A 17,245-nucleotide genomic window follows, 5' to 3' on the forward strand; every position below is an offset into this window, starting at 1 on the left:
CGGTCCGGCCGGCCTTGCGGCGTGACTTACGTGACTAACGTGACTTATGCGACTTGCCGCTGGTCGGCTTGCGCGCCGCGCGCCAGGAATTCGCACACGGCGGCGGTCACTTGCACGGTCGTGGCCTTGCCCCCCAGGTCGCCGGTATGCAGGGCCTTGTCCGCAGTGACGCTCTCCACGGCCTTCATGACGCGTTGCGCCGCTTCGTGCTCGCCGAGATGCTCGAGCAGCATCACGACCGACCAGAACGTGCCGATCGGATTCGCGAGCCCTTTGCCCATGATGTCGAAAGCGGAACCGTGGATCGGCTCGAACATCGACGGATACCGGCGCTCAGGGTCGATATTGCCGGTGGGCGCAATGCCGAGGCTGCCGGCCAGGGCCGCAGCCAGGTCGCTCAGGATGTCGGCGTGCAGATTCGTCGCGACGATGGTGTCGAGCGTGGCCGGGCGATTGACCATGCGCGCGGTCGCCGCATCGACCAGCTCCTTGTCCCATTTGACGTCCGGGAATTCCTTGGATACCTGCACGGCGATCTCGTCCCACATCACCATCGCGTGGCGCTGGGCATTACTCTTGGTAATGACGGTCAGCTGCTTGCGTGGCCGGGACTGCGCCAGCCTGAACGCGAAGCGCAGGATGCGCTCGACGCCCACCCGGGTCATCATGCACACGTCGGTCGCCGCCTCGATCGGATGCCCCTGGTGCACACGGCCGCCGACGCCCGAGTACTCCCCTTCGGAGTTCTCGCGCACGATGACCCAGTTCAGGTCTTCCGGCCCGCAGCGCTTGAGCGGACCGTCGATGCCGGGCAGGATGCGCGTCGGACGCACGTTGGCGTACTGGTCGAAGCCCTGGCAGATCTTCAGGCGCAGGCCCCACAGCGTGATGTGATCGGGAATGTCGGGATCGCCGGCGGAACCGAACAGGATGGCGTCCTTGCCGCGCAATGCGTCCAGCCCGTCGGCAGGCATCATCACCCCGTGCTTGCGATAGTAGTCGCCGCCCCAGTCGAAATCTTCGAACGAAAAATCGAAGCCAGCGCCGGTCGCGGCCAGTGCTTCAAGGACCAGGCGTCCTGCGGGAACCACTTCCTTGCCGATGCCATCGCCCGGTATCGTCGCGATCTGATACGTCTTCATTGCCTTGTCTCCTGTGTGATAAAAATCGGTGTCGTGATTGCTCCGACCAGGATTACTGTAGGCCATGGACTAGCATTAAAATTATGGCTACACTTAAACCTTCTTTAAATTCAGCTTAACAATCGTGATGAGTACTGGAGTGCAGCCTGGCGAACTGAGCTTTTTCGTCCTGCTGGCGACGTGCGGCAGCATGAGCAGCGCGGCGCGCGAGCTCGGCATCAGCACCGCGGCCGTTAGCCAGCGGCTGGCGCACATGGAAAGCCGGCTCGGCATACCGCTGGTGAACCGCACGACGCGCCGCATGAGCCTGACGCCGGACGGCGAGACGCTGTTCGAGCACGCCCGCCGCATCCTTGGCGAGATCGCCGATCTGGACCAGTTGCTGAGCATGTCCAAAGGCCGCCCGACCGGCCTGCTAAGAGTCAATGCCACGCTGGGATTCGGCCGCCTGCACGTGGCCCCGGCGATTTCGCAATACGTCTTGAGCTATCCCGAGGTCGACGTGCAGTTGCAGCTGTCGGTCAACCCGCCTGCGCTGACCGACGATCAGTTCGACGTGTGCATCCGGTTCGGCGAACCCAGCGATACCCGCGTGATCGCAAAAAAACTCGCCACCAACCGCCGGGTGCTGTGCGCATCGCCGAAATACCTCGATGCCAATGGCGTCCCGACCCAGCCCGCGGATCTCGCACGGCACAAGTGCATCTGCATTCGTCAGGGGGACGAAGCCTACGGCACTTGGCGCCTGCAGCGCTTTCGCGACAGCAGCGGGCGCGGCGAATCGGTGAAGGTGCGCGGCAATCTGACCACGAACGACGGCGAGATCGCCGTCAATTGGGCGCTCGACGGGCATGGCATCCTGATGCGGGCCGAGTGGGACGTCAGGCGCTACATCGACAGCGGACGCCTGGTCGAGGTGCTGCCGCAGTTCCGCACGCCGGATGCCGACATCTACGCCGTCTACCCGCAGCACCAGCATCAATCGGCGCGCGTTCGCACCTTCGTCGATTTCCTGGGCAGCGCCTTCGAACGCTTCGTCGCCTCGAACGACCGGCACTGAGCCGCCGCATGGCACCTATCCTCCTCCAGGGCCAAGCACAGGCTTGACCGCAAGGCAATCGCGGGACATGAACGCCAAGAATCTCGCCAAGCAATTAACCAACTAGTTAGTTATACTTCGTTTGCGGCATGTCGCCGTAGCGCCAACTCAGGAAGGGCGGACGGCAACGCCGCCCCCTGAAGCCATGCTTGCAAGTCGTTTCAATCGAGCCTGTCGCCACTTCACCGCAAGATTCGTTCTCGGAGAGATTTTTCAAATGACCACACATAAAACCCTTCCTGCGGCGACGCTCAGGGCCGGGTGTATCCTGCTTGGCCTGGCCTTGCTGGCCACCGGCCTGTTCTTCGTCGTCGGGGGCGTCAAACTGGCGCTTCTACACGGCAGCCTGTACTTTCTGATCGCGGGCATCGTCATCATCGCCTCCGCCATCCTGTTCATGCGGCTCAAGTCATCGGCCGTCATCGTCTATGGTGCGGCCTTTGCCGGCACCGTGGCCTGGGCCTTGATCGATGCCGGCGTCGACTTCTGGCCGCTGGTGTCGCGCCTCATGCTGCCCGCCGGCCTGATGCTGCTGGCGCTGCTGGCCTGGCCGGCGCTGCGCAGGAACGAGACCGGAATCCCTGCGAGCAAGACCGCCTACGCCCTGGCCGCCGTGCTGGCGCTGGGAATGGGCATCGCTTTCGTCCAGATGTTCCAGCCGCACCCGACCGTCGCGGCCCAGGGCACGCCGGTCCCGCTCGTTCCCGTTGCCCCCGGCCAGGAGCAGAAGAACTGGAGCAGCTACGGCAACACGCCGGGCGGCAACCGCTTTGCCGCGATCGACCAGATCACGCGCGACAACGTGAAAGACCTGAAGGTCGCCTGGACCTTCCGCACCGGCGACACGCCGATCAGCCCCACCGGCAATGGCGCCGAGGACCAGCAAACGCCGCTCCAGGTCGGCGACCGAGTCTACCTGTGCACGCCGCATAACAATGTGATCGCCGTCGATGCCGACAGCGGCAAGAAGCTGTGGGAGCGTGACTTCAATGCCCAGGCGCAGGTCTGGAACCGCTGCCGCGGTCTCGCCTACTTCGATGCCGCCGAGCCGCTCGTCCAGCCGACCGTGGCGGGCGCCACGCCGGTCGCGCCGGCCACGCTCTCCCCTGGCGCCAACTGCCTGCGGCGCATCCTGATGAACACCATCGACGCGCGCCTCGTCGCCATCGACGCCGACAGCGGCGCCATGTGCGAAGGCTTCGGCGACAAGGGCATCGTCGACCTGAAAGCGGGCCTTGGCGCCGCTGCCGATCCCCTGTACCAGCTGACCTCCGCCCCGACCGTCGCCGGGACCACCGTGGTGGTGGGCGGCCGGGTGGCGGACAACGTCCAGACCGACATGCCGGGCGGCGTGCTGCGCGGCTTCGACGTGATGACCGGCCAGATGCGCTGGGCCTTCGATCCCGGCCAGGACGATCCGAACGCGCGCCTGGAGCCGGGCAAGACCTACACCCGCAGCACGCCCAACTCGTGGGCGCCGATGTCCTACGACGCGGCCATGAACACGGTGTTCATCCCGATGGGCAGTTCCTCGGTCGACCTGTGGGGCGGCAACCGCACGCCGCTGGACCATCGCTACGCCACCTCGATCCTCGCCCTGGATGCGACGACCGGCAAGGAGAAGTGGGTGTACCAGACGGTTCATAACGACTTGTGGGACTTCGACGTGCCGATGCAGCCAAGCCTGGTCGATTTCCCCGGCAAGGACGGGTCGACCACGCCCGCCGTGGTGTTCGGCTCGAAGTCCGGCCAGATCTTCGTGCTCGACCGCATGACAGGCAAACCGCTCACGCGCGTCGAGGAGCGCCAGGTGAAGACGGCCGGCATCTTCAAGGAGCAGTATTCGCAGACCCAGCCGTTCTCGGTCGGCATGCCGCAGATTGGCGCCGACACCCTGACCGAATCCGATATGTGGGGCGCGACGCCGTTCGACCAACTGGCCTGCCGCATCAGTTTCAAGTCGATGCGCTACGAAGGCCTGTTCACGGCGCCCGGGACGGACGTTTCGCTGAGCTTCCCCGGTTCGCTGGGCGGCATGAACTGGGGCAGCCTGTCGCTCGATCCGAACAACCACGTCATCTTCGTCAACGACATGCGCCTGGGACTGTGGGTGCAGATGATTCCGCAGCAGACCGACAGCGGTCCGGCCAGCAACGGCGGCGAGGCGGTCAACGCCGGCATGGGTGCGGTGCCGCTGAAGGGCACGCCGTATGCGGTCAACAAGAACCGCTTCATGTCGCCGCTGGGCATTCCATGCCAGAAGCCGCCGTTCGGCTCCCTGTCGGCTGTGGACCTGAAGACCCGGAAAGTGCTGTGGCAAGTCCCTGTTGGCACCGTTCAGGATACGGGCCCGTTCGGCGTCAAGATGGGCATGAAGATGCCGGTCGGGATGCCGACCCTCGGCGGCACCCTCGCCACCCAGGGCGGGCTGGTGTTCATCGCCGGCACCCAGGACTATTACCTGCGCGCCTACGACAGCGCGACCGGCAAGGAAGTCTGGAAAGCGCGCCTGCCAGTGGGCAGCCAGGGCGGGCCGATGAGTTATGTGTCGCCCAGGACCGGCAAGCAGTACGTGCTGATTTCGGCCGGCGGTGCCCGCCAGTCGCCGGACCGCGGCGACTATGTGATTGCCTATGCGCTGGAGCGCTGATCGATTGAACGAGCTTGAAACGACAAATGAAACTTGATCCTGCATTGCGGTTATCGATGAGCGCCGGCCTGCTGGCCGTCATGGCGCTCGGCCCGGCGCATGCCCTGGCGCAGAGCAAGGTAGCACCGGCGGCGGTCGCTGCCGTGGCACCCGGCGCCGCCTCCACCCTCACCGGCGACTGGGGCGGCGCACGCACGGCCTACGCCAGGGCCGGCGTGAACTTCCGGGGCGACTATGTCTCCGAGACCTATGCCAACGTCGCCGGCGGGCAGCGGCGCGGAAGCGCCTACGCCCAGCAACTGCGCGTGGGCGTGGACTTCGACATGGAGCGCCTCGCCGGCTGGTCCGGCGCCACCGTCCACTTCACCGTCAACGACCGCCGCGGCACCGGCATCTCTTCCGATTACATCGGCAACCGGCTGCCGGTCCAGGAAGTCTACGGCGGCTTGTATACCCGTCTGAGCGAGGCCAGCGTCGAACAGAACCTGCTGGGCGGCCGGCTCAACCTGCGCCTTGGTTATTTCGCCATGGGCAATGATCTGGGCGGCATGGCGATTGGATGCCAGCTGGTGAACGCAGCCTTCTGCGCCCATCCGCTCTCCATGTCGGGCAATAGCGGCTGGTACAACTACCCGAATGCGCGCTGGGGCGCCGCCGTGCGCTACAAGCTGCTGCCGGAGCTGCTGCTGCGCAGCGGCGCCTTCCAGAACAATCCGCGTCTGGGCGACGAGCACAATGCCTTCAAGCCGTTCGCGTCCGGCACCGTGGGCGTGCTGCTGCCGCTGGAACTTGAATATGCGCCCGGCAGCGCGCCGGGCAGCGCCGCGCTGCCCGGCCACTACAAGCTGGGCGTGTTCCATGACTCGGCGCGCGCGCCGCGCCAGGGCCAGGCCGGCACGGTCGGGCAGCGCTACGGCATCTACCTGCTGGCCGACCAGATGATCGCTCGCGACGCCGCCAACGGCCGCGGCGTGGCCGTGTTCGGCCAGTTCACCGCCAATCCGCGCGAGTCGGCCCAGATCACGCGCTGGTATTCGGCCGGCCTGGTCAAGACCGGCACGTTCGCGGGAAGGGATGCCGATACGCTGGCGCTGGGCCTGGTGCATGCCGAGCTCAATCCGCGCTTGCGCGAATTTGCCGCCGCCTCGAATCCGGAGACAGCCGGTTATGTATCGCTGCCGGCGGGCGAATCCGTGGTCGAACTGACTTACGGCCTGCAGCCGCGGCGCTGGCTGGGGGTGAGGGTCGGCGTGCAGTACATCGTCGATCCGGGCGCGTTCAGCTACCGCTCGACCCACGATGCGATCGCGCTCGGCAGCCAGTTGCGCATCGCGTTCTAAGAACCTGTCCCGGTAGGTGGCGGGAAGCTGGTGGCGATGCATGGCGAGCGTGGGCAAGGCGCGAGGAGGCCGCATGGCTAGCCATGCAACGACGAGTAACGCAGCACACGTTCGTCAGGCGCGCCGAAAGCGACTGCCATCTATCGGGATAGGTTCTAAGCCCGCACGGCGCGCAGGATCGTGTCGACCACGGACGCGCGGCGAGCGGCGTGCACCTGTTGCGCCCCGAGGTCGCGGTCGAAGATATAGCTGAAGGTGTGGCGATTCGACACGTTGTAGAACGACAGTGCGCTGATCGACATGTGCAGGTCGACCGGATCGACGTCGGGGCGGAACACGCCCTCCTCCACGCCGCGCCGGCACAGCCGTTCCAGCACGGTGATGGCCGAGCGGTTGACCGCGCGCAGATCCGGAATCTTGCGGATGTATTCGCCCTGGTTGATGTTCTCGCCCATCACCATCCGGATGAATTCCGGGTGGGCCGCATGGAAATCGAAGCTGCTGGCCACCAGCCTGCGCAATGCGGCCTCCGGCGCCAGTTCCTCCTCGATCTGCAGTTCGCCCTCGATCTGCCGGAAGCGCCGATAGCTTTCCTCGAGCGCGGCAACGTACAGCTCTTCCTTGCTGCCGAAATGGTAGTAGATCATGGCCTTGTTGAGCCCACTTTCGGCCGCGATCGCGTCGATGCGGGCGCCGCTCAGTCCCAGCCGGGAAAACTCATGGAGGGCGACATCCAGTATTCGGGCGCGGGTGCTGTCCCGCTCTGTTTTCATGGACGCGGTATTCGATCTGCTAGCTTTAGTCATCGGTCAATTCTAAACGATCACGCCCGTATGCCCTGCAACGCCGGCGCCACGGGGTGACGCGATTGCAGTTGGCCTAGGGAAGCACCGGTGGCGTGACCTGCCATCGTCACTCAATGAATCGCCACAGCGCTTCCAGACACGCGAGAGCCGTTGGAAATACTGCGTTTCATATTCGACCGGCGACAAGTCATCGCTGTCGCTGCGCCGGCGCCAGGAATTGTGGAACATCTCGATATGGTCGAGGATGTCCTGCCTGACCTCGTCTCGGGTAACGTAGATTCGACGTCGAACACGCTCCCGGGGTCGAAATGTAGACGCCCAAGCGAGCGCGCACGCTCGCCGACATCGGAACGCTACCACATGCCCGGCGAGCCAGCCTGATGGAAGTGAGGGAACTGATCGAGCGCGAACGCCTGTTCGGACTTGGGTATGGTTTGGTGGACCTGACGCTGTTGGCATCGACAATGCTGACGACAGGAGCACGACTATGGCCCCTGGATCAGCGCTTGGCCTCTTGGCTGAGCGATTCCAAATCGCGTATCTGCCGACAAGGCATTGAACCTGCCTAGAAAAAGTTGTTAAGACTACCAGACAAACCAGTGCCCGCGAAAGCTGGAGCGGCTCAGTGTACAGGTTGTGAATGCTTACCCCGAGGCATGCCGTCACTTCGCTGTGTACCGTTTCCCACTCATACTTTCTGCTTCTGCCCAGAATTATGGCTAAGGAGTGTGTACGATTGTCGCGGCGATTCAGAATGCGTGGAACTGATGTTGTTGAGCTCAGGACGAACGAGCGGGAGGACGCGCGCAGAGCCCGATCCGATGAAGGCCTCCATTGAGATTGGGCAAAGCGACTCCCGGGCATTCATCTAATGCAGGCAACTGCGCTTGTGCAGATACATTTCCCGGTCCGCCAACTGCACATAGTCGAGCAACGCCGTTCCGCTGCCCGGATCGCATTTCACCGCACCGGCGCTCACTGCGAGCAGGTAGGTGCGTTCCTGCATCAGGTTGAACGCGCGCAGATTGTCCTGAAGCCGCGCCAGGATCGCGCTCGGATGCGCATCGTCGAGTGCGAACGCGACGAACTCGTCGCCCCCGAACCGTGCCAGCACGTCGCTGTCGCGCAGGGATTCGCGCAGCACGCTGGCCGCGTCCTGGATCAACTGGTCGCCGACGGCATGGCCGAGCTGATCGTTCACCAGCTTCAGGCCATCGATATCGGCGTAAATCACGGCGCAACCGGCCTGCTTGCGCCGCGCCAGCTTGAACATGTGCTCGGCCTGGACGAAGAAGCCGCGCCGGTTGTTCAGTCCGGTCAGGACGTCGGTCAGCGCGAGCGCGCGCGCCTCGCCTTCGGATTCGTCGCGGCGGGCCAGTTCATCGGCATGTGCCAGCGCGGTGCCCGCCATCTGTTCGTATTGAATCGACACCAGGGCCTCGAGCGAGGTACGCGCCGAGATCCGGCCCAGGGTCGCGATGGCCAATTCCAGAATCGTGCTGAGCAGGCGGCGCCGTACGTCCCAGGTCTCTGGCGCCGCATCGCCGGTCCAACCGGCGGCCAGCACGGCCATGGTGTGCCGGGTCGGCACGCCCACCAGCATCGTGCACGGGTCCACCATTGCAGGCTCGTCCGCTCCGCTGTCCAGCCGGGCCAACGCCATGCGGTACCGATCGTGGCCGGACGCCCCCTTGGTCGGTGTGCCCGCATGGTCGAAAGCGATGCACTCGTTGATCTCGCCGCGCACCAGCAGCAAGGCACTGTCGATGTGCGTCAGTTCCGCCATGGCCCGGCCTGCCAGCGCGAGCGCAGTGAAGGGCTTGTCGGCTTGCATCAATTCACGCGACATGGTGAGCAAGGCGCGCAATTGCCGCGCTTCCAGGTCAAGGTCCCGTTCGGTCATGTGTGTCATTGGTAGCTCTCTGCTGGCGTCTGGTCCGCGGCCACGGCTGCGGGCTATTGATCGTCCGGTGACGACGGGGTGATCGCTTCCGAGACCGCTTGTCCCGCGCTCTCGCGGCGGCGCAGGGAAGGATGGCCGAGTACGCGCGCAATCACATGCTCAGGAACATGCTTGTGCCGCATATAGCGTCTGGCGATTTCGGCATTGCGCGCTGCCAGGATGTTCAGCCCGCGTGCGACGGCATCCGCCGCCGGCCCGTCGCGGCGCCGCTGACGCTCGTTGATCAGCATCGATTCTCCATCACAATACGCTGAAACCGGGCGACACATCGGAATGATGCTTGCCATTGTTTCAAACGGCGGTGCGATTCATCATACGCGCCGCACCACCAGGGGACCAGCGCTTTTCGTGGCGGCGCATGGCGCATGCGCTCTTCCACCGCTGCGTGCGGTTGGCGCGCCGTGGCCAGCCGAGCGTCAGCCGAGCCGACGGGCGGCTGCGGTCGGGCCTCAGGCCACATGCAACAGCACGGCGGTGTAGTGGCAAATACTGCCGGCCAGGACGAACAGATGCCAGATCCCGTGACCATGGCGCACCTTGTGGTCGGTGGCATAAAAGACGATGCCGGCCGTGTACAACAAGCCGCCCGCCGCCAGCCAGGCAAAGCCGGCGCGACCGAGCGAATCGACCAGGGGTCCGATACAGACGACGGCGAGCCAGCCCATCACGACGTAGATGACGAGCGACAGGACCCGCCCGCGCCTCGCATACAGGAGCTCCTGCACGATCCCGAGCACGGCCAGGGCCCAGACCACGCCGAACATCGTCCAGCCGATGGGCCCGCGCAGCGTCACCAGCGTGAACGGCGTATACGTGCCCGCGATCAGGAGGTAGATGGCGCAATGGTCCATCTTGCGCAGCACATCCTTGGTTGCGCCGCGCAAGCCATGGTACAGGGTGGAGGTCAGGTAAAGCAGCAGCAGCGTGACCGCATAGATGCTGAAGCTGACGATTTTCCAGGCATCGCCGCTGCGCGCCGCCACACCCACCAGCAGCACACCGCTCAGGACGGAGGCCACCGCCCCCACGGCATGCGTGATGCTGTTGAAGCGTTCACCGTGAACCATGCGCCGCCTTTCACTGGAAAGGCTCGGCCTGCGTGCGGACAGCCCGCGTGGCCGGCCAAGGTGCGTCACTCGGGTACCCGATGCCCGAAAACAGCGATCCCGCTGCGCGCGACGCGACGCCGCCATGGGCGGGTCGGCACGCGCAGCGCCACCTCCGGCGAAACGTGATTCCTCGCCAGCGCCTGGGCTGCGGATCGGATGCCGCGTGCGCGATGATTGCTCACGATAGCATCGATTGATATGGCATTCAGGCGGTCGATACGGGTACGCATTCGCCAGTCTAGAATCAGGCCGATGAACACAAAAATTATATTTTTTGCCAGATGCAGCAGGTATCTGGTTTCGTGCTACTGTGGCTTCGTGACCAAGGAGCATTCCATGCACGCCGAGTCAAAATCGCATTACAAAGGCTATACCATCGTGGCGAATCCGGTCGAGACGATCCGCAGACGTTTCATGGCCATTTTCACGATCTATGAAAGCGAACATGCGACCTTCCCACTTTGCCATCACCAGGCGACCGGGACCAAGGGATTCCTGACCGCCGAAGAAGCCGTCAGCAATTCCTTCGACAATGCGCGCAAGTGGATCGACAATCGACACATTCCGAATATTCATTGAAGCGCGAGCATTCTTTCGCATGCTCGCGCGTTCTGCCATTCCCACACCGACAGCGGCATGGCTACCATCCAGCGCCACTTTCACTTACGGCCGGCAGCAGTGCGCTTTCATCGGCGCGATGCGCACGTCCGACTCGCACAGCATTCGTCAACATTCGAGCAATCATGGAAAACCGCGCTGACACAAACACCATGGAATTCACAATGCTCGACGAGCCATACCTTGGCTACATGATCGAGTGGGCGACTACGCCGTCGCAGAATCAGCCCACGATGTGGTTGGGACACTTCCATGCGTTCAAGGAAGGCGAGCACCCAGTCAGAGGTTCCCTGGTCAATTTACAACGCAGCGCTGCGGACGCGCACCTGAGCGTGATCCGCATCGCAAAAGCCAGAATCGATGCGGCACTTCTCCGACAGTCCCCGCGCCCTTCCGACTGAATCCTGGACCAGCCAGCGCTTCACGAATCGGGGAAAGGATCGGCCCGGTCCAGGTCTCTCCCGCCATCGAGGACCACGGCCGCCCGCTCCATGTCCATGCTGCCCGAAAGCGAGCGGCGGTCTTCCTGGTCGGTTTCTGGCGGGTCCAGCATGTCTGCGAGCATCGCCTGCAACTCCGGCGTATCCCAGGGCAGGCCACTACGCTCCCTGGCATGAATGTAATGCCTGATCTCGCTGTCGTGCTCCGAGGTCAAGGGCAGGCCGCGAAATGTGTTCGCGGGTTCGGGCGTCTTCATGTTTTCTCCCAGGATCTGGTGACCGGCATGTCCAGCCTACGCGCATTGCCAGAAGGCGGGCGCGCTGTTGGCCGGGCGCCGCGACAGGCGACCGGCCGTCCCGGGTCGCCCGGCCCGGCTCAGGCAACCGTCGCGTCGAGCACCACCGGCAGCACGAATTTCGGGCGCATGCCCTGCCCCCGCCCGGCGCTGTCGGCAGACACCGTGCCCCCATGTGCCCGGCGCACGCTGCGCGGGATCGCCAGGCCGAGTCCCGTTCCCGATGCAGCGCGGCCGGGATGCATGGCGAACGTGCAAAACGGCTGGAGCAGCAGCGATAGTTCGGCTTGCTCGACGCCGAACCTGACGCCGCTCAGGCATCCATGCAGCCGATAAGGAAGCGCAACATCTCCTGGCTGGCATTCGGTCCGCATGCATCGGTGTAGCTGCCACGCGCGTCACCACCCGACCAGGCGTGGCCAGCCCCGTGCACGGTCCACTCCTCGGCCACTATGCCGCCCGTGCGTTCGCGATGCACGTGGCGGGTAAATGCGCGCCAGCCGCTGCGTCCCGTCTCTGCCACCACGGCGACGCCGGCATCCGCCGCGCGCCGGTGCTGCGTATGGCTGTCGAGAAACTGGCGTATCACGCTGCCGCTGTTCGTGCGATGGACCGTTGCATCGGCATCCCCATGGAAGACGATGACGGGCACGGCGCCGTGCGCGCAGGGCGCCGCTGGTGGCGACGGAGCGGCGCCGGTGCGCATCGCCAGCAGCGCGTCGGCGTCACTGCTGGCGCTGCCATGCGCCAGTCCCGAGTGACAGCCGACCGCGCTGAACAGGTCGGGATAGGTACGCCCCAGAATGACTGCCATGGCGCCGCCAGCGGACAGGCCCGCGACCGCGACGCGTCCGGGATCGACAGCATGCTCGGCCATGATGCGATGGGTGAGTCCCGCGATCAGTGCCGGCTCGCCCTCGCCACGCCGGTGATGGGTCCGGTCATACCAGTTCCAGCACTTGTTCCAGTGCGCGCTGCACGACTGTTCCGGATACAGGACCAGGCAACCCTGCTCGTCGGCGAGCGCATTCATGCCGGTGCCCGCGGCGAAATCGGCGGCGTCCTGGCCGCAACCGTGCAGCATGACGACCATCGGCATGGGGCCCCGCTCGCCGCCGGGAATGAACAGGCGGTAGTGCAGCGCACGCTTACCGTCGTCGTGCAATCCGTGAACGAACCGGCTGCCGGAAACGCCCGGGACGGGCGCGCCGGTCCAGGGCAAGGCCATCGATGACCAGGCATCGAGAAAGGCGTTGAACATGGTTTGATTGCCCAATGAGGTGATCCAAAAAAGCCGTGCACATGCAAGCGGCGGCGCGACCGCATGGTCGGCGCCGCCGCAAGGCCTGCCCCCGGGGCCGGGGGAGGATGGGAGATCAGCGTGGCGGCGACTCCGCCATGTTGTCGGCCTGGCTGTTGCCGCCTTGCCCGTTGCCGGGGTTGCGCGGCGGGCCGGCCTGGCAATCGGGCGTCGCCCCTGCGGCTTCGCCCTGGAGCTGGTTCAGGTAATGGGCGCCGATGCTGGCGCCGCGCTGCGCCTCTTGCAAGAACGCGTCGCGCGAATTCTTGACGGTTTCCTCCTGCTGGCGCAGGCCCTTGTCGGCTTCCCCGGCCGACATGCGGGTAACTTCATCGGCCAGCGTGCGCGCGGTACGCGAGGTCTCCTGCACATGCTGCCCGCTCGCGCGGCTCAGGTCGACCTGGGTGGCGGCGGCAACTGGCGACAGTTGCTGCTGGTACGAGCGCAGCTTGTCGGTGGCGGGCTGGGCGTGCGAGGCCGCCGCCGACAGGGCGTCGGCGGGACGATCGGCGCTCAGCATGCGCTGGGCCGCGCCAGTGGCCTCCTCGAGCAGGGTCTGGCCCAGCTGCATATTGAGCTGGAAGAGCTGCTGGAAAGAGCGCAGCACTGTTTGCGACAGCTCGTTCATGAATGCGGTCCGGGCCTCGATATGCGAACGCAGGGCGGGATTGACGGATTGGGGAAACGGATACATGGCGTACCTTTCAAGGCATGAAGATCGAATGGGATTGGATGCAAGCGCCGGACGCAATGCGTTGACAAGTCTGGCGGGAATGGCAGCGTGGCAGGTGCCCGCTGGGAGAGAACGATCAGGTCGGATCGCGTTTGACCTCCACACTATGCGCTCTTTTCTCGCGTCCATGTGGCCGATTCGCCCATGTATTTTCAGACCATGTCAGGCGGCAAGACCTTGCTCGGGAATACACCCGGAATGGATGGTCACATGCGGGCGCGGCAGCGCCGTTGACAGTCCCACGGAGTACTGCTGCGCTATTTATTTTTGTTAATTTGACAATAAAATGCCGGCCGCTATAATGTGTTTTGCTCCACATCGGCCCATGCGAAGCAGGTTGTAGGATGCGCGATGAGGTTACCCACCGATGCCAGCCGGAGACGCCATGTCTTATCGAGTGCTCATCCTCTCTCCCGATGCGAACGACGTCCGCATCCTGCGCCAGGCGCTGGGCAATGCACGCGATGGGCCCTTCGTACTGGAAGACGCCGCCACCCTGGCAGATGGACTGCGCCGCATCCAGGGCGGCCAGATCGATGCGATCCTGGTCGATCTGCTGCTCCCGGACAGCCAGGGCCTGGATTGCTTCGACCGCTTGTACGCAGCAGCACGTCATACACCGATCCTCACACTATGCGGACTCGACAACGAGGCCGATGCCGTCGAAGCGGTCCAGCGCGGGGCGCAGGGCTGGTTGTCAAAGGGTTTCTTCGACAATTATCTGGTGCCGCAGTCGCTGCGCAACATCATCGAACGCATGAAGGTGGAGCGGGGTTGGTACCTTGCCCAGGCACGTGCCGAAATCACGCTGAACTCGATCGGCGATGCCGTTGTCTCGGTCGACATGGCCGGGCGCGTGGATTACCTGAATGTTGCGGCCGAACTGGCCTGCGGCTGGTCGCGTGTAGAGGCACGCGGACGGCCCGTCGCGGAAGTGATCGATCTGGTCGACGCGGACAGCGGACGCACGATCACCAGCCCCGCCGACGCCATCTTGCATACCAACCAGCCCGCGAACCTGAGCGGCAACGCGATACTCGTTTCACGTCAGGGCCTGCGCATTCCGATCGAAGACTCCGCCGCACCCATCCACGACTGGGATCGGCAGCTCGTTGGCGCCGTGATGGTGTTCCGGAATATCTCCGAGGCCGTGGCACTGACGGCCAAGATGCGGCACCTGGCGCAGCACGATTTCCTCACCAACCTGCCCAACCGCGCCCTCCTGAACGACCGCATCACCCAGGCCATCGCCATGTCAAGGCGCAACGACACCTCACCGGTGCTGCTGTTCCTGGACCTGGACAAATTCAAGCACGTCAACGACTCCCTGGGACACTCGGTCGGCGACCGCTTGCTGCAGGCGGTATCGCAGCGCCTGGTCGCCTGCGTTCGTACGTCCGACACGGTCAGCCGCCATGGCGGAGACGAGTTCGTGATCCTTCTGGCAAATTAACGGCGTGCGCGCGATGCGGCGTCGGCGGCCGACAAGATCCTGCTGGCACTGTCGGCGCCATTCGTGATCGGCGCGCACGAACTGCATACCTCGACCAGTATCGGCATCAGCACTTTTCCGCTCGACGGGACCGATGCCGCCACCCTGATCAAGAACGCCGACACCGCCATGTACCACGCCAAGGACCTGGGGCGCAATAACTACCAGTTTTTCCGCCAGGACATGAACACCCGCGCCGTCGAGCGGCAACTGATCGAGACCAGCTTGCGCCGGGCGCTGGAACGCGGCGAATTCACGCTGCACTACCAGCCCAAGATCGACCTGCAAACCGATTGCATAACCGGTGTCGAAGCCCTGCTGCGCTGGGAGCACCCGGAATGGGGACTGGTCATGCCGGAGCGTTTCGTATCGATTGCCGAGGAATGCGGCCTGATCGTTCCAATCGGACGCTGGGTATTGAGTGAAGCATGCGCGCAGCTGGTACGCTGGCGCGACATTGGAATCTCGAACATTTCGCTCGCGGTGAACATCTCTGCTGTGGAATTTCGCCATCGGGATTTTTTCGCTCACGCGCTCGCGATCTTCGATGCCACCGGCGTGGACCGGGCCCATATCCAGCTCGAACTGACCGAGAGCGTGCTGATGCACGATGTCGCCGCCAGCGCCCTCCTGCTGGCCAGGTTCAAGGCAATGGGCCTACAGATCGCGGTCGACGACTTCGGCACCGGGTACTCCAGCCTCAGTTACCTGCATGAATTCCCGATCGACGTACTGAAGATCGACCAGTCGTTCGTCAAGGCGATCGAGTCGGGAACGGGCGCGGGACGCAACGGCGCGATCGTCATCGCGGTCATCGACATGGGCAAGAACCTGAACCAGCGCGTGATCGCCGAGGGTGTCGAGGACGAGGCGCAGCTCGCTTTTCTCAAGGACCACAACTGCAACGAAGGCCAGGGCTACCTGTTCAGCCAACCGGTGAACGCGGTGCAGATGCAGGCAATGCTCGACAACGGAGGGTGTGGCTGAGCGCCCTGCACTGCGCCATGTCACGGTGTCGATGCCATGGCATCGTCCACTGCCGCCGGCAAGCGCGCAAACTCGTACCGGCGTTTTTGCAACCCCGAACGAGGTGCGCGGTTCTTGTCGAGGCAACCTCTACCGGCGATGATTTCGCCATAAGGTCTTATTGCTGGCGCAATTTCTCCGCTTTCTTTATTTTCTTGTCCGCCTTTTTTTCCTTTGGCGTCTTGGCAGGTTCTTTTTTGGTGGTTTTCTTTGCTTCCTGACTTTTGCTCATGATCTTCTCCGTTTGAATATGGCTATATCGCCATGTGTGATCGAACATTTAATGTCCGGGAATTCGGTCGGAAATCGCTGGCGAGTAAAACAAAGGTGCAGCCCAAGGTCAGGCAAGCAACGCATGGACACGCCACCATCGGCGCTTCGGCATCCATCAGGCCGACCGGACCTGGCCAAATCGTCCTGCAGCCAGATCGCGTTCGAACGTCTCAACCCATGCCGTGCCGTCCCCGGTCGGATATTGCCTGCGTTGCGCAGTCGAATTGCGACGGATGTCGACATAACCCTTGATAGGGTACAACTCGTCACTACACGGATCGGTGATATCCACTTCATGCAGTTCAAAACCTGCAGGGTCGCAAGACCATGCTCTCAGAACCTGCCCATATCGCACCATCTCGTCAGGCTCGATCAGTTCCATGGCAGATCCCCGATAGTGGTAACAATGAATCCCATGCTAGCACGATGCAGGAATCGCCGTCTGCGCCTGCGAGGCATGCGCCCGCAGCCGCCCTGGTCGCGAGCCTGATCGATGCGCGCAAGGGCCGGCGGCAGCCAGAGCCGCGCGGACCACGGAACAACAACGTGTCACGCCTGGGTGACCGGGGGATGCATCGGCTAGAATCGCGCCGCTGCCGGCTTTATCCGCGCGCGGTACGAGACGCCTGGAGACCGCCAGCCCAGGCACCATGGCCCGCGCCCTCTGCTGATATTTTCCGGTAGCTTTGTCGGTATCACTACTGGAGGAACGATGACGAAAATTGTTGTTATCGGCGGGTCAGCCGGCGCGCTCGACGCACTCAAAATCATTTTGCCTATGTTGCCGCATGACTTTCCTTCGGCCATTCTCATTGTCACGCACATCGGTTCGCAAAAAAGCATCATTCCTGACATTCTGGGTCGCCCCCGGTGTCAGAATAGTTGTCGCGTCACCTGATGAAGTAAATACCAACCGGGGACGGGCAAGAGAGATCGTGTGAAGCAGTATTCAGCAGAA

At 63.8% G+C, this 17,245-nt stretch carries 15 protein-coding genes and 2 pseudogenes; 7 read left to right on the forward strand and 10 right to left on the reverse strand.

The window, feature by feature from the left end; translation table 11 throughout:
* Positions 1-44: 44 nt before the first annotated feature.
* Positions 45-1,142, reverse strand: a complete 1,098-nt coding sequence (locus ABIB42_RS24015; protein ID WP_005667042.1) for a tartrate dehydrogenase — start codon at positions 1,140-1,142, stop codon at positions 45-47.
* 127 nt (positions 1,143-1,269) lie between these two features.
* On the opposite strand from ABIB42_RS24015, the gene ABIB42_RS24020 reads away from it, so the two are divergent.
* From ABIB42_RS24020 to ABIB42_RS24030, 3 genes are all read left to right on the forward strand, one after another.
* A complete protein-coding gene (locus ABIB42_RS24020) occupies positions 1,270-2,202 on the forward strand; it encodes a LysR family transcriptional regulator (RefSeq protein WP_005667040.1) in 933 nt (310 codons plus the stop codon).
* A 256-nt stretch (positions 2,203-2,458) separates the two neighbouring features.
* Positions 2,459-4,891: a membrane-bound PQQ-dependent dehydrogenase, glucose/quinate/shikimate family gene (locus tag ABIB42_RS24025; protein WP_184238890.1), complete on the forward strand. Its 2,433-nt coding sequence runs from the start codon at positions 2,459-2,461 to the stop codon at positions 4,889-4,891.
* 26 nt (positions 4,892-4,917) lie between these two features.
* Positions 4,918-6,231 (forward strand): carbohydrate porin, encoded by a 1,314-nt coding sequence (locus tag ABIB42_RS24030; RefSeq protein ID WP_157225563.1) that lies wholly within the window; start codon positions 4,918-4,920, stop codon positions 6,229-6,231.
* A 155-nt stretch (positions 6,232-6,386) separates the two neighbouring features.
* On the opposite strand, the gene ABIB42_RS24035 is transcribed toward ABIB42_RS24030, so the two are convergent.
* From ABIB42_RS24035 to trhA, 5 genes and pseudogenes are all read right to left on the reverse strand, one after another.
* Positions 6,387-7,004, reverse strand: coding sequence for a TetR/AcrR family transcriptional regulator (locus tag ABIB42_RS24035; RefSeq protein WP_005667034.1), 618 nt, complete (start codon positions 7,002-7,004; stop codon positions 6,387-6,389).
* Between the two features lie 189 nt (positions 7,005-7,193).
* A pseudogene (locus ABIB42_RS24040) lies at positions 7,194-7,337 on the reverse strand (IS3 family transposase); the annotation flags it as partial.
* A 568-nt stretch (positions 7,338-7,905) separates the two neighbouring features.
* On the reverse strand, positions 7,906-8,940 hold the full coding sequence (locus ABIB42_RS24045; protein ID WP_040776214.1) for a GGDEF domain-containing protein: 1,035 nt from the start codon (positions 8,938-8,940) through the stop codon (positions 7,906-7,908).
* Between the two features lie 53 nt (positions 8,941-8,993).
* The gene (locus ABIB42_RS24050; RefSeq protein ID WP_005667029.1) at positions 8,994-9,230 is read right to left on the reverse strand and encodes a hypothetical protein; all 237 of its coding nucleotides are present in this window, start codon (positions 9,228-9,230) and stop codon (positions 8,994-8,996) included.
* Positions 9,231-9,449: 219 nt separating this feature from the next.
* Positions 9,450-10,067: a PAQR family membrane homeostasis protein TrhA gene (gene trhA / locus ABIB42_RS24055; RefSeq protein WP_005667027.1), complete on the reverse strand. Its 618-nt coding sequence runs from the start codon at positions 10,065-10,067 to the stop codon at positions 9,450-9,452.
* A 378-nt stretch (positions 10,068-10,445) separates the two neighbouring features.
* On the opposite strand from trhA, the gene ABIB42_RS24060 reads away from it, so the two are divergent.
* Complete coding sequence (locus ABIB42_RS24060) at positions 10,446-10,688, forward strand: hypothetical protein (protein ID WP_005667024.1); 243 nt, start codon at positions 10,446-10,448, stop codon at positions 10,686-10,688.
* Positions 10,689-10,852: 164 nt separating this feature from the next.
* Positions 10,853-11,128 carry a hypothetical protein gene (locus ABIB42_RS24065; protein WP_005667021.1) on the forward strand — a complete coding sequence of 92 codons (276 nt, stop codon included), beginning with the start codon at positions 10,853-10,855 and terminating at the stop codon, positions 11,126-11,128.
* A gap of 20 nt (positions 11,129-11,148) precedes the next feature.
* Here ABIB42_RS24065 and ABIB42_RS24070 read toward each other — a convergent pair whose 3' ends face one another.
* The 3 genes from ABIB42_RS24070 to phaP form a co-directional block, all read right to left on the reverse strand.
* A complete protein-coding gene (locus ABIB42_RS24070) occupies positions 11,149-11,424 on the reverse strand; it encodes a hypothetical protein (RefSeq protein WP_005667020.1) in 276 nt (91 codons plus the stop codon).
* Between the two features lie 352 nt (positions 11,425-11,776).
* Positions 11,777-12,739, reverse strand: coding sequence for an extracellular catalytic domain type 1 short-chain-length polyhydroxyalkanoate depolymerase (locus tag ABIB42_RS24075; RefSeq protein ID WP_229409790.1), 963 nt, complete (start codon positions 12,737-12,739; stop codon positions 11,777-11,779).
* Between the two features lie 100 nt (positions 12,740-12,839).
* Positions 12,840-13,457 (reverse strand): TIGR01841 family phasin, encoded by a 618-nt coding sequence (phaP, locus tag ABIB42_RS24080; protein ID WP_429249113.1) that lies wholly within the window; start codon positions 13,455-13,457, stop codon positions 12,840-12,842.
* A gap of 424 nt (positions 13,458-13,881) precedes the next feature.
* Here phaP and ABIB42_RS24085 point away from each other — a divergent pair.
* Positions 13,882-15,975: pseudogene (locus ABIB42_RS24085) on the forward strand (putative bifunctional diguanylate cyclase/phosphodiesterase).
* A gap of 427 nt (positions 15,976-16,402) precedes the next feature.
* Here the strand turns inward: ABIB42_RS24085 and ABIB42_RS24090 are convergent.
* Positions 16,403-16,669 carry a transcriptional regulator gene (locus ABIB42_RS24090; protein ID WP_157225561.1) on the reverse strand — a complete coding sequence of 89 codons (267 nt, stop codon included), beginning with the start codon at positions 16,667-16,669 and terminating at the stop codon, positions 16,403-16,405.
* A gap of 330 nt (positions 16,670-16,999) precedes the next feature.
* On the opposite strand from ABIB42_RS24090, the gene ABIB42_RS24095 reads away from it, so the two are divergent.
* Positions 17,000-17,185: a chemotaxis protein CheB gene (locus ABIB42_RS24095; RefSeq protein ID WP_429249114.1), complete on the forward strand. Its 186-nt coding sequence runs from the start codon at positions 17,000-17,002 to the stop codon at positions 17,183-17,185.
* Positions 17,186-17,245: the final 60 nt, after the last annotated feature.

This window comes from Massilia sp. UYP32, assembly GCF_050434365.1.
In the GTDB taxonomy this organism is placed as follows: Bacteria; Pseudomonadota; Gammaproteobacteria; order Burkholderiales; family Burkholderiaceae_D; genus Telluria; species Telluria timonae.